This window comes from Streptomyces sp. TRM70350, from assembly GCF_019219825.1.
In the GTDB taxonomy this organism is placed as follows: domain Bacteria; phylum Actinomycetota; class Actinomycetes; order Streptomycetales; family Streptomycetaceae; genus Streptomyces.
On record NZ_JAHUXH010000048.1, the window covers coordinates 22,530 to 33,678 of the forward strand.

Consider the following 11,149-nt stretch of genomic DNA (forward strand, 5'->3'; position numbering starts at 1 on the left):
ACACGCCGACCCTGCCCACACCGGGTTCAAGGTGGTGGCCATCCCCCTTCCCTGGCCACCATGACCCGGCCGGCTGACGTGCCGACACCCGATCTCCGGGAGGAGCACCGGACGTTCCAGAAGGCTCAGCTCAAGCGCGGACGTTCGCCCGGACCGCCTCTTCGATGGGTGTCGACCCCGTGTTGAGTTCGAGGATCTGTCGGCCGATCCGGGGCTCGTGGAGCAGTTCGGCGAGGGTGGCGGCGACGTCGTCGCGAGTGATCTGGCCGTGGAACTCCGCCGGACCGAGAGACACGGTGCCGATCCCCGGACCGTCGAGAAGGAGTGATGGACGGAGGATCAGCCAATTCAGATCGCTGCGGCTGAGTGCGACGTCCGCGCCCTTCTTCACGGCGAAGTAGTACTCGACGTCGTCTCCGAGGTCGCGTTCCCGCCATGATTCCGGAAGCACCGAGACCAGCACAAAGCGCTCCACTCCGGCGAGGCGTGCCGCCTCGATCGCTTTGACGACCCCCTCTCCGTCGATGGCTGTCGTGACCTCCCTGCTGCCGCCGTTCGATCCGGCACTGAAGACGATCACGTCGACGTCACCGAATGCCGCCGCGAGTTGTTCCACCGTCATGCCGGAGAGATCGCCGACTCGTGCGTTCACGCCTCGCGTTGCGAGTTCGGCCTGCTGGTCGTCTCGGCGCACCAGCCCGTGGACGGCGTCTCCTCGGGAGCGCAGTTTCCGCGCAAGCAGACCACCGATACCGCCGGTGATGCCGATGATGAAGACATCCACCTTGATGCTCCGTTCTCTCCGGGCAACTCTTCGGCTCCGTCGCAAGACCGACGCCTGAGCGATCAACGCCCCGAGTCCGCTCGGGTGTTCCAGGCCCGCAGAGGGCAAGGGCACTCAGCTGCCGAGCGACAGGGCCGCCCTCGCGTCGTGGCTGCCGCCCAGCGCGCCGAGCACGGTGCGGACGAGCAGGTTGACCTTTGCCTCGGTCTCGTCTCCGGTACCGGCGGAGAGCAGGGCCGGGGAGTCGGCGGGCAGGTCGTGGACCTCGTGCAGAAGGGTCAGGTAGACCCGGCGGCCCCAGGCCGGGTCCACCGCGGTGACGGCGCCGGCGTCCGCAGGCGGGCGAACACCAGGTCCAGGCCCTCACCTGCGAGAACGCGCCCTGTCGGCCAGTGGGTCAGCACAGGATCAGCACGGTCCGAACGAAGCTCCTCCGTGGGCCGGCTCGCCATGTCTGGGCGGTGGTGTGGTTCCACCACAGGGACAGAGCAGGGAGCCGTCGTCCTCGCTACGCGTTCTCGCGGGCGGCGAAGACCGGCTCCCCGAGACTGGTCAGGCCGTTCGGTCCTGCGACGACGGTGCCGTGAGCCTCTCATCCGCCATGCCGAGCCGCGCCTGCTCCTCTTCGACGATCCGGCGCGCCAGCTCGGTGTCCGACACGTCGACCGCGTCCGGAGAGGCTTCGGCCACGGCGCTGCGACGGGCGTAGGCGTCGAACAGGCGAGCCTTGGCCTCCAGCATCTTCACCATGCGTTCGTCTACGCCTCCGGTGGCGAGGAGACGGTACACGCGAACCGGCCTGACCTGGCCCATACGGTGAACCCTGGCCACCGCCTGATGTTCGATGGTCGGCTTGATCTGGGGTTCGCAGATGACGACGACGGAGGCTGCCTGCATGTTGAGGCCGATGCCCGCTGCCTGGATCTGGGCCAGGAGCACCGCGGGGCCCGAGACGTCGGCGAAGTCGTCCACCATCTGCTGCCGCCGCCCGGCCGGGACTCCTCCGGTGAGCGGACCGAGCACCGCGGTGCCGTCGATGGTTCCGGCCACGAGTGCTTCCCTCACCGCGCCCAGTACGTCCTTGAAATGGGAGAAGACCACCGTCTTCTGCCCGTTCTCGCCGGCCTCCTGAACGATCTCTCGGAGCCGGTCCAGCTTGGCCGACTTCTCAGGGCGCATGTACGCGGCCCTGCGCATCGCCATGAAGTTGCCTGCGCGTACGGCTTCTCGGTACGCCTCCTCGTCCGACGCACTCAACTCCTCCCATTCGTCGGTCTGCTGGAGACTCGGGAGTTCCGTCAGTACGTCCTCCTGGTTGCGCCTCAGGTAGACCGGGGCCACGGCCTTGCGGAAGGCGACCGATCCAGCCAACGCGTCGCTCTCTCCGAGGGAGTCCGCGACATCGCCATCAAGCATCCGGACCAAGTTGCGGAACTCGACGACCCTGTTCTCCATCGGGGTTCCGGTCATGAAAAGGGTGCGCCCGCAACGTTCCGCCCACGAGGCGACCGCCTGGGACCGCTTGGCGTTCGGGTTCTTCACGGAGTGCGCTTCGTCGACCACGAGCAATCCGACCTCCCCGCCGCCCGGCGCGGGGAAGCCGCGCAGCGCATCGAACGTGGTCACCGCGACCCCGCCTCGCCCCTTCCAGTCGGCGAACGCGTAGTGCCGGTCAGGGCCGTGGAGCACCATGACACGCAGGGCACTACGAGCCTCGATCTCCCGCGTCCAATTCACGAGGACGCTGGCCGGGCAGACGACCATGAAGTGACTCTGTCCTTCGGCGGCCAGGTGTGCCAGCACGGCGATCGCCTGGATGGTCTTCCCGAGGCCCATCTCGTCGCCGAGTATCACCCTGCGCTGCGCAAGTGCGAACCGCGCGCCGAACGCCTGGTAACCGCGCAGGGAGACGCGCCGGTGCGCGTCGTCGAGGTGTTGGGTCCGTACCCGCTCGGCGATCTCATCCGGCAGGAAGCCCTCGGCGGCGGCCGCCTCGGGCAGCCGCCCGGATATCTCGGCCAGCAGGCTGTAGTACTCGGCAGAACGGACTTCGAAGTCCACCCACGCCGCAAGGTCGGACGAAGATCCGCGGAGCAGGTCCACCGATGCCTGGGCAAGCAGCTCGCGCAGGCCCGCCTGCTCCGCCTCGTCCACCAGCGACCGGACCTCAGTGATCGCCGCCAAGGCGCGAGCCTTCTTGTCCCGGCCCGCCAGAAGCATCCGGAACCGCCCGGCGGCGGGCCTGGCATCGGCGAGCAGCGGACCGAGTCGCTTCGACAGGACGGCGGCCTTGTCGACCGCACGACGAGCGTCCGGACCCGCCTCCACCAGTACGTGCAAGGCTGTGACGAGCGCGGTGGTGCTCGGTTCCGGCCGGTCGACATCGATATGGACGGCCACGGTCTCGTGCACAGCCTCGGAGAGCCGACGGGCAGCGGCGAGCATCTGGTCGATGGTGCGCTGCCCCACACCGGGAATCTGCCGCAATCGGTAAGGGCCCGCTTCGAGCACACTGCCCACGGTGCGCAGCCCGTTCTTCTCGACGCTCCCCAACCGCAGCCGCCCTTCGGTGACGTCCTGCAGCCGGGCGACAGGGATGGCGTCAAGCTCCCGCTTCACCGCCGCGTCGTGGATCGGCTCCAGTGCCGCCCTGACCGCCTCGACCGCCCTGCCGTGGTCATCGACCAGTGCCTGCACCGCTTCGTACAGTCGCGCTCCCCGTGCGACCGTGTCCCTCTCGCCCCGCCCCACGCCTCCCGCCCCTCTTCCGCCCTCCCCGCATCCTCCCACCGCATCACCGGCCCGACGGCACCGGCCAGGTACCTCGTGGCCAGGCTCGCCACCACGCCCGCCGTGCTCAGCGACAGCAATGTGGTGACCAGGCCGAGGATCTCGTCGGCTCCGACGGGTGTGAAGCGGGCGGTGTCGGGCGGCCTCGTTTTCTGGGCCGCCACGGAGGAAAACGGCGGCTTTGCCCACCGCATTTCACGTGAGGAGCCTATTTCCCCAGGTCAGCGACGCAGTGGAATTCATGCACTCTTCCCGTTGACGATCTCGTGGCCCGCTCCTCGTCGGCTCGCTACGGTTGAGCCATGAACGATGTGGGGCGCCCACTGCGACGGCACCATCGCCCTCATCCCCGCCGAGCGTCGTCGGCTGCGTATCCTGCGCGAGGCCCGCAACCTCCTCGCCCACCGCGTCCCCCTCGACGGTGACCGGCTCCGCCACCTGGTCGAGGAACTGTGCCGCTGACAAAAGGCATCGCTCAGTAGGGCCAATCCAGTTCAGATCCAGCATTTACTGGAGACCGAAGACGCGACATGTCACCGACGACGCAGCCGAGCACCATTGTGAGCAGATCGAGGCAATGAAGAAGGAGATCGCTGCTACCTGAGCGGTCAGTAGTGGTAACGAGCCGCGAGGATGACGATCTCCTTGTCCGTCACCAGGTATACGAGGCGGTGCTCATCGTCGATTCGTCGCGACCATGCCCCAGGCAAGTGGTACTTCAGCGGCTCGGGCTTGCCGATCCCCGTGAAGGGGTCACGCTTGACGTCCTCGATGAGCTTGTTGATCCGAGCCAGCACCTTGCGATCATTCTTGAGCCAGGACGTGTAGTCCTCCCGGCCCTGATCCTCAAAGACGAGCCTCACGCAGCACCCTCATGTGCCGCATCCGGCGAGTCAGGGTCGATCAGCTCTCGCTCAGACACGTTGATGTTGGCCAGGGCGTTCTCGTATGCCTTGAGCAACCGGCGAGCGTTCGCCGGAGAGCGCAGCAGATACGAGCCCTCCCGCAGAGCCGCGTAGTCCTCAGCCGAGATGAGTACAGCGTTGCCGTGCTTGGAGACGATCTCGATGGCCTCGTGATCGTCGTTGACCTTCTTGATCAGCGGAAAGAGAGCCTTGCGGGCTTCGCTCGCGGTTATCGACATGGGCTGGCTCCCTACATCAAGTGGTACCGAATAACGTACCACTCTCAGCCGCCTACATCAGAACCAATTGCGTGGCGACCCATCAGGAAACCCAGCACCAACTCAGCGCGGGAAACAGCAGGGGGCCGACTCCCGGAGGAGCCGACCCCATCTGACCTGCAAGTTGTCAGGCTGCCAACGTGATGTTTCGGCACTCGCTCACACGTTGAAGCGGAATGCCTGCGGTCTGATCCTGACCTGCGGCGGAGCCCCATCCAGGGCTCTGACCTGGGCTTTCCTGGTTGGCATGCGTTGGCTCCCGACGGCTATTTACGGGTGTCCTGCGGACTGGCTGCGGACTGCCCGGGTGCCCGGAAGGCAGAGAAACCCATGGCACCCCGGCGGGACCTGCAACGAGACTGCGCGGGTGAGCGACTCCTACCCCTGCCCCTGCTGCGGGCACCGCGTGCTGGACGCGATGCCCGGCTCGTACGAGATCTGCCCCGTCTGCTTCTGGGAGGACGACGGGGTCCAGTTCCGCTGGCCCACCATGGCCGGCGGCGCGAACAAGGTCTCCCTAATAGAGGCCCAGCGGAACTACCAGGACTTCGGCGCCTGCGACCAGCACGGCCGCCAGTACGTCCGCCCGCCGGCCGAGGACGAGCCGCTCGACCCCGCCTGGCGCCCTATCGACCTGACGCGCGACTCCTTCGAGGACTGGGCAGCCGAGGACCGCGCCCCGTGGCCCGACGACCACTCGGTGCTCTGCTGGTGGCTGCCCACCTTTTGGCGCCGGGACCACTCCGCGTCATGACCTCCCACATCGAGACACTCGTCCAGCAGCTCGACGGCAAGGCCGACGAGTCCTACGACGCCCGCGCGGAGCTGATCTGGATCGGCGCCGACGCCATACCCGCCGTCATCAACGGCCTGCCCTCCCTCGGCGGCTTCGGTCAGCTGACCGCCATCGAGGTCTTCGAGGAGGTGGGCGATCCCCGTTGCGGCCCCGCTCTCATCGGCCTACTGGACAGCGACAACCCGACCGTCCGCGAATGGGCGGCCATGGCCCTGGCGAGCCTGGAGATCGACGGCGCCATCGAGCCCCTGCGCCGCGCCTACCTCGCCTGCCTGGAACGGGCGACCCCACCGGACTGGACCGAGCCCGTCGGCATCTGCTGGGCCCTGACCGAACTCGGCGCACGCACCCCCGTCGTCCCACCGCTTACTGCCCACCTACGAGCCACCGCTGCGGACGACGCCCCGGGCTGGCCCTCGGCCCACTTCACCGAGATCATCAACGACCTGGCCGACCACGCCCAGGTGATCCTCTACTCCCAGTTCTGGCGGGTGGACGCCGGCGGCACGTACGGCGTCTCCGGCCCCGGCCTGGACTGGGAACTCGACTGGACCGCGCCCTGGGAGCACCTGGTCGAAGAGTCCCGCACCTGGTCCCTGCTGGAAGCCTCCGAAGCCCCCGCCGGCGACAACATCTTCGTCGCCCCCACCTGGATCGACCGTACCGACCTGCACCCGGAGAGGTGACCGATGCCGTTCCAACACCCCGAGGAGGTCGGCTACGGCTACGTGATCGAGCGCTACGCGGCAAGGAAGGACTCGGGCCACGCGCGCTACCTCGTCCTGAAAAGTGGTCGATTCCTGCGGCCCGAGTGGCCTCACGGCGAACGTTTCGCCCATCACCTCATCGACGACGCGGCCACGATCACCGATGCCGAGTTGGAAGCCCTCCTTGGCTACGAGTGGCGCTCGCGCCTCACCGCCGCATGGCTGATCGGCGTCGACCGCCGCGATCGGTTCCGCGAACGCATCGGCGACCTGCTCCTGGCCAGCGAGGTCTGCTTCTCCGGTAGCGCCTACTGCTTCGCCCTGGCCCGCTTCGGCACCCACGCGGACGCCGAGATCCTCACCGCCTACCTCGACCATTACCTCCCCCGCACCGACCTCCGCTACGACCAGCCCGCAGCCCTCGGCGCCCTCCTCCGCCTCGACGCCCACCTCGGCACCCACCATGCGGACCGCTTCACCCAGCCTGACGGTCTCTGGGACCAGTGGGTCAATGCCCTGGCCCACCTCCGCGGCCACCCCGCATACACCCCCGTCGAGCGGCGCCACTCGACAGACCTCCAGTGCGAGTTCGCCAACGGCTGGCGACGCCTGTAGGTCGCGGCGCAATCACCGGATCCAGGCCCCTAGTTCCCACCAGGTGGGGGCGTGAACAAGCCAAACGCACACCAGAAAGCCGGTTCTGCCCGACGATGGAAATGCGGAAGACCGCCGACACGCGGAGACAGGGGGAACCATGCGCATCGACGTGCGGGTAGGGGCCGAGGCAGACGAGCTGCGTTCACTGCACCAGTGGCTGGGGGCAGACAGAGAGATTCGCAGGTCATCCTCCTTGACACTCCAGGAGCAGCCTCCCGAGCCAGGGCACATGGGCGGTTTGCTGGACGTCATCCAACTGGTGACTGACAACGGATGGAGCGCTGCCTCCTTCGTGGTGGCACTGGCCGCCTGGAAGCGAACCAGGCCCCAGGACCCGCGGATCGAGATCAGGCGGGGTGACACCGTGATCGTTCTTACCCAGGGCAGCGATGCCGAGATCGAACGTGTCATTCGTGCCCTTGAGACCTCGACCGAGGATGAGGCACCTGGGACATGAGTGTGTTGCCCGACCCCGGCGCGACCCGAGCCGTGCTGATCGGCACCAGCCACTACGACCACCTGGAGTCGCTGCCGGCTGTGTCCAACAACCTGACCGCTCTGGCCGAGGCGCTGACCGGACCCACCTCTTGGACCCTGCCGCAGGAGCATTGCACGATCCTCTCCAACCCCACGACTGCAGAGATGACCATGGCCGCAGTGCGAGCCGCAGCCGAGCAAGCGCGCGACACCGTGCTGATCTACTTCGCCGGTCATGGGCTGGTCGACCCCGAAGGGGACCTCTATCTGGCCATGCCGCAGTCCAAGCAGCAACGCGTGGAGACCGGACTGCCCTATCGGTGGATACGGCAGGCTCTCCTGAACGGCCGGGCCGATCGATGTGTCGTTGTCCTCGACTGCTGCTACAGCGGTCTGGCCCTCGGGACGATGAGCGGCCCATCAGATCTGGCCGATCAGGCGGCCGTGGAGGGAACATTCCTGCTGGCCGCTGCTGCAGAAACACGCCAAGCACTCGCCCCGCCGGACGAGACCTTCACCGCGTTCACCGGCGAGCTCCTCGACACGCTTCAGACGGGCATCCCCAATGGGCCTGAGCTGATCGACTTTGGAGCGCTGTACCGGCACTTGCGGATCAGGCTGGCGGCTAAGGGGCGCCCCGACCCACAGGCGAGAGACAGGAACACCGGGGCCCGACTCGCTCTCGGCCGCAACCTGGCCTGCCTGCCGACAACCGCGACCACCCCTTCTGCCGACGGGGAGCCAGCCACAGGGCGCTCCTGGCCGAGTCCCTCGGGAATCCGCACTGTCAAGGGTTTCTTCAAGTCGTTGGCCGATGTTCGTGTGACGAGCGGTCTCACCCATCAGATGGTCAGTCAACGTTCCGGTGGGCGCATCTCGCCCGGTACCGTCAGCAGGCTCTTGAACCGCGAGAGCCTGCCCAAGACCTGGCCCACCACAGCGGCGTATCTGTCCGCCTGTGGCGTGCCGGATCCGCAGGTCGCTGAGTGGCATGCCGTCTGGATGCGGTTGCTGGCGGATACGACGACCGACGCCGCACCGCTCACCGTCCCGCAACCGCGCCAGAACCAGAAGCCCACCGTATTGCAGCGGTTGACCGGAAGAGTGTCCCGGCGAAACGGTCGCAGTCGAGATCACCGTTCAGGGAGTAGCTGAGGCAGTCGGAGACGCCTGCTGCGGAGCCGGAACAGGTGCCTCGCTGTCATCACCGAAGACCGTGTTCCAGGCAGCAATAGCCAGCAACGCCGCCGTAATCACAAGGCCCGTCGCAGGCTTCTTCATCTGCTTGGCGGCCGGCGGCCGCACCCAGTGTCCTGCCCGGTAGTAGGGCTTGTCGCTCTTCTGCGCCACCGCGCTCTCCCCCCGACAACGCTTCCTTCCGTTCCTTCGACAGTTTGGCAGCGTCCGTCCTGGGGAGAGGGCAAACGGCTGCGTCCGGCTGATTCTGGTCCCTGCAGAACTGGGCGGGTGATGGGTTGCCGTTCGGCTTGCCGCGCACAGCGGCCGAAGGCAGTGTCGTTGGTAACGGAATCAGCGTCGGTATTGGCACGCCGCCGTTGCCCATCAAGACTGCACATACCGAAGACCAGCGTTCCTATGGGGGTGTACCGATGAGCGACCTGCTGGACGCGGTGGACACGGCTCACAACAACATCGAGCGCCTAACCGATCCGGGTGCACTACGCAACGCCACCGAGCAAGTGATCACTGTCGCGCGCCAGTGCGGCGCCCAAGCGGTCCTTGCCGCCAGCCCCGTTGCCGAGCGCTTGGTCGGCGCGCTCCTATCTTCGTGCAGCGACTTGGTCAGCTTGTCCTCGCAGGCAGCCGTAGCCTCACAGAACGTACTGATCGTGGACGTCAACCTTGCCAGCGGCACCACGGTGGCGCAGGCCGCCCGCCACGCCCGCAGCCGCGGAGCACGACGTATCCACGCAGTCGTCCTCCATCAACTGACCGCGGTTGCAGCCCAGGCCGAAGACTGCGGCGTAGATGCGTTGGACGTCCTCGGAGAACGACCGCCTACCCGCGCTTCTTCTACGACAGATTCGGGTCTGTAGTAGATACAGCGGGCAAAGCCGTGAGGGCCGCAGCTGCCGCCGCCGATCGCTTAGAGTCCAGCGCCTTACCACGTGCGAGCGCATCCGCCTTGCTCAGGCCAAGCGCCTCGCCGACTTCCTTACCGTTGCGGTACACAACCTGCTGGATCTTGTGATCGCGGCACACGTATCCCAGAGCACCTTCGATCATGAGGCGATGCCGGGGCGCCGCCTTGCGATTCCCGGCGGGGCTAACGTCCGCGACGCAGATCACCACGGCGTTGGGATTCAAGGCCGAGAGCTTGCTACTGAGCATGCGCCCCAGGTCTTCAACCTGGTCGATGACCTCCAGCGCCGCAGTTCGAAGCTCACAAGCCTCCTGAATCTGGGGCTCGCCCTGCGATCCCCCCACGACAACACAGGTAACTACAGGACCTCGCCCTGCCGCTGGAAAGCCCACGCTGATCCCAAGTACCTCCATGCACAGCACTATAGAGTGACGGGCATGTCGGGAACGGTCATCGCCCAGGTCGGCAACCACCAGGTCGGGAACCGCATCAGTGAGCGCTTCAGCGCCGTTCGGTATCGACATCGCTAAGGCGGTGCGCTGGGGACAGCAGCTCGGACACGGACTTGAGCGCGTCCACGCCGCCGGCCTACTGCATCGCGACGTCAAACCAGGCAACGTGTTCGTGGACACCGGCAATAACGTCCTGCTGGGAGATCTCGGTTTTGCCGCGCGGATGGATGCCGACGGCTATACCGCCGCGAACGGAACATACGCCACCGTAGCTCCAGAGGTACTGAGTACAGGCAAGTGCTCAGTGGCCTCTGACGTCTACTCGCTAGCTGCCACCATGTTCTACCTCCTGTCCGGGCAGTACCCGAACGGGCCGATAACCCTGGGACGAAACGCCTGCAGGGAGCGAATTCTCCACGGCCAGTTCGACAAACTGCGCGATGTCGCCCCGTATGTCTCCCAGGGCCTCGGCAACGTCGTTGAACGAGGACTCTCCCTCGATCCAGTTACTCGTCCTAGCAGCGCGCAAGCTCTCGCAAACCAACTCGCTCAATGTTCACGCCCTCACAGACCTTGGCGCCGCGTCACACCCCACGACGGTCACGACCAGTGCTTTGAAGGGGGCGCCACCAACACGGCGAAGGCAGTCTCGGTCTGCGCGGTGCAGGACGCACGCGGCCGCTACAGCGTCGAGGTGCGCCACGAGACAGGCCGGCGAGCACGCCAGCACGAGAAGAGCGGAGTCCAACGAGACAGCCTTCCTGCCGCATTGCGCACTGTGCTTCGCAACGTCTAGCACGGCACCGAGGACCGCAGAATTCCATACCGTGCTGTCCCGCCCACCCGCACGAGTGAGCGGGTTACTGGATGCCTCCCCGCCAAGCTACACACGCTTACGGGCGGAAGCAGTCACGGCCTCAGCAGCCGAAGCTGCGGGTCGAAGCAGACAAGCCCCATCGATGCCGCAAGGTCTGCAGCGTAGACCGAAGCCTCCTCGGCCATGCTGTACCGCATTGGGAAGTAGATCAACGGGCCGGCCGCCTCACCGATCAACGGCCCGGTCGACCACGGAGAGGTGTCTTCCTCGTCCTCCGTGAGATCCACCCATCGCGCCAGGAGCGCGGCTACGTACTTGGCGATATGTGGTGATGGTGGAAAGTCTTCGTCCGTGTCGATGTAGCGGTCGTACAGCTGGGTGA

The 11,149-nt window shown here is 66.5% G+C and carries 16 protein-coding genes; 8 read left to right on the forward strand and 8 right to left on the reverse strand.

The features are described 5' to 3' along the window. Nucleotides 1–130 precede the first annotated feature (130 nt). The 3 genes from KWI83_RS35945 to KWI83_RS35955 all read right to left on the reverse strand — a co-directional run bounded on the left by KWI83_RS35945 (nt 131) and on the right by KWI83_RS35955 (nt 3,535). Nucleotides 131–850: an NAD(P)H-binding protein gene (locus tag KWI83_RS35945; protein WP_256363282.1), complete on the reverse strand. Its 720-nt coding sequence runs from the start codon at nt 848–850 to the stop codon at nt 131–133. A 48-nt stretch (nt 851–898) separates the two neighbouring features. Continuing rightward, nucleotides 899–1,096, reverse strand: coding sequence for a hypothetical protein (locus tag KWI83_RS35950; RefSeq protein ID WP_218518568.1), 198 nt, complete (start codon nt 1,094–1,096; stop codon nt 899–901). A 240-nt stretch (nt 1,097–1,336) separates the two neighbouring features. Further along, nucleotides 1,337–3,535 (reverse strand): DEAD/DEAH box helicase, encoded by a 2,199-nt coding sequence (locus KWI83_RS35955; protein ID WP_218518586.1) that lies wholly within the window; start codon nt 3,533–3,535, stop codon nt 1,337–1,339. A gap of 348 nt (nt 3,536–3,883) precedes the next feature. Here KWI83_RS35955 and KWI83_RS35960 point away from each other — a divergent pair, with 348 nt between their 5' ends. After that, a complete protein-coding gene (locus tag KWI83_RS35960; protein ID WP_218518569.1) occupies nt 3,884–4,036 on the forward strand; it encodes a hypothetical protein in 153 nt (50 codons plus the stop codon). Between the two features lie 146 nt (nt 4,037–4,182). Here KWI83_RS35960 and KWI83_RS35965 read toward each other — a convergent pair whose 3' ends face one another. After that, on the reverse strand, nt 4,183–4,437 hold the full coding sequence (locus KWI83_RS35965) for a Txe/YoeB family addiction module toxin (RefSeq protein ID WP_218518570.1): 255 nt from the start codon (nt 4,435–4,437) through the stop codon (nt 4,183–4,185). After that, nucleotides 4,434–4,718, reverse strand: coding sequence for a type II toxin-antitoxin system Phd/YefM family antitoxin (locus KWI83_RS35970; protein ID WP_218518571.1), 285 nt, complete (start codon nt 4,716–4,718; stop codon nt 4,434–4,436). The genes KWI83_RS35965 and KWI83_RS35970 overlap by 4 nt, the downstream gene beginning before the upstream one ends. A gap of 406 nt (nt 4,719–5,124) precedes the next feature. Here KWI83_RS35970 and KWI83_RS35975 point away from each other — a divergent pair, with 406 nt between their 5' ends. From KWI83_RS35975 to KWI83_RS35995, 5 genes are all read left to right on the forward strand, one after another. Beyond that, nucleotides 5,125–5,511, forward strand: coding sequence for a CPCC family cysteine-rich protein (locus tag KWI83_RS35975; RefSeq protein ID WP_218518572.1), 387 nt, complete (start codon nt 5,125–5,127; stop codon nt 5,509–5,511). After that, nucleotides 5,508–6,239 carry a HEAT repeat domain-containing protein gene (locus KWI83_RS35980; RefSeq protein ID WP_218518573.1) on the forward strand — a complete coding sequence of 244 codons (732 nt, stop codon included), beginning with the start codon at nt 5,508–5,510 and terminating at the stop codon, nt 6,237–6,239. The genes KWI83_RS35975 and KWI83_RS35980 overlap by 4 nt, the downstream gene beginning before the upstream one ends. A gap of 3 nt (nt 6,240–6,242) precedes the next feature. Next, nucleotides 6,243–6,875: a DUF6000 family protein gene (locus KWI83_RS35985; RefSeq protein ID WP_218518574.1), complete on the forward strand. Its 633-nt coding sequence runs from the start codon at nt 6,243–6,245 to the stop codon at nt 6,873–6,875. Between the two features lie 139 nt (nt 6,876–7,014). Then, nucleotides 7,015–7,374, forward strand: a complete 360-nt coding sequence (locus KWI83_RS35990; protein WP_218518575.1) for a hypothetical protein — start codon at nt 7,015–7,017, stop codon at nt 7,372–7,374. After that, complete coding sequence (locus tag KWI83_RS35995; protein ID WP_218518576.1) at nt 7,371–8,549, forward strand: caspase family protein; 1,179 nt, start codon at nt 7,371–7,373, stop codon at nt 8,547–8,549. Before KWI83_RS35990 ends, KWI83_RS35995 begins: the two co-directional genes overlap by 4 nt. Here the strand turns inward: KWI83_RS35995 and KWI83_RS36000 are convergent. Next, on the reverse strand, nt 8,535–8,744 hold the full coding sequence (locus tag KWI83_RS36000; RefSeq protein ID WP_218518577.1) for a hypothetical protein: 210 nt from the start codon (nt 8,742–8,744) through the stop codon (nt 8,535–8,537). The two genes, KWI83_RS35995 and KWI83_RS36000, sit on opposite strands and share 15 nt — an antisense overlap. Before the next feature lie 260 nt (nt 8,745–9,004). Here KWI83_RS36000 and KWI83_RS36005 point away from each other — a divergent pair, with 260 nt between their 5' ends. Then, nucleotides 9,005–9,451, forward strand: coding sequence for a phosphoribosyltransferase (locus tag KWI83_RS36005; protein WP_218518578.1), 447 nt, complete (start codon nt 9,005–9,007; stop codon nt 9,449–9,451). Here KWI83_RS36005 and KWI83_RS36010 read toward each other — a convergent pair. Then, on the reverse strand, nt 9,429–10,022 hold the full coding sequence (locus KWI83_RS36010) for a hypothetical protein (RefSeq protein ID WP_218518579.1): 594 nt from the start codon (nt 10,020–10,022) through the stop codon (nt 9,429–9,431). The genes KWI83_RS36005 and KWI83_RS36010 overlap by 23 nt on opposite strands. On the opposite strand from KWI83_RS36010, the gene KWI83_RS36015 reads away from it, so the two are divergent. Next, nucleotides 9,991–10,746 carry a protein kinase gene (locus KWI83_RS36015; protein WP_218518580.1) on the forward strand — a complete coding sequence of 252 codons (756 nt, stop codon included), beginning with the start codon at nt 9,991–9,993 and terminating at the stop codon, nt 10,744–10,746. The genes KWI83_RS36010 and KWI83_RS36015 overlap by 32 nt on opposite strands. A gap of 113 nt (nt 10,747–10,859) precedes the next feature. Here KWI83_RS36015 and KWI83_RS36020 read toward each other — a convergent pair. Then, a partial coding sequence (locus tag KWI83_RS36020) for a hypothetical protein (protein ID WP_218518581.1) occupies nt 10,860–11,149 on the reverse strand: 290 nt, incomplete at its 5' end.

Excerpts from the sequence above, each read along its gene's own strand:
- KWI83_RS35980 (WP_218518573.1), top strand. The coding sequence starts at position 5,508 with ATGACCTCCCACATCGAGACACTCGTCCAGCAGCTCGACGGCAAGGCC.
- KWI83_RS35985 (WP_218518574.1), top strand. The coding sequence starts at position 6,243 with ATGCCGTTCCAACACCCCGAGGAGGTCGGCTACGGCTACGTGATCGAG.
- KWI83_RS35995 (WP_218518576.1), top strand. The coding sequence starts at position 7,371 with ATGAGTGTGTTGCCCGACCCCGGCGCGACCCGAGCCGTGCTGATCGGC.
- KWI83_RS36005 (WP_218518578.1), top strand. The coding sequence starts at position 9,005 with ATGAGCGACCTGCTGGACGCGGTGGACACGGCTCACAACAACATCGAG.
- KWI83_RS35960 (WP_218518569.1), top strand. The coding sequence starts at position 3,884 with ATGTGGGGCGCCCACTGCGACGGCACCATCGCCCTCATCCCCGCCGAG.
- KWI83_RS35990 (WP_218518575.1), top strand. The coding sequence starts at position 7,015 with ATGCGCATCGACGTGCGGGTAGGGGCCGAGGCAGACGAGCTGCGTTCA.
- KWI83_RS35970 (WP_218518571.1), bottom strand. The coding sequence starts at position 4,718 with ATGTCGATAACCGCGAGCGAAGCCCGCAAGGCTCTCTTTCCGCTGATC.
- KWI83_RS36010 (WP_218518579.1), bottom strand. The coding sequence starts at position 10,022 with ATGTCGATACCGAACGGCGCTGAAGCGCTCACTGATGCGGTTCCCGAC.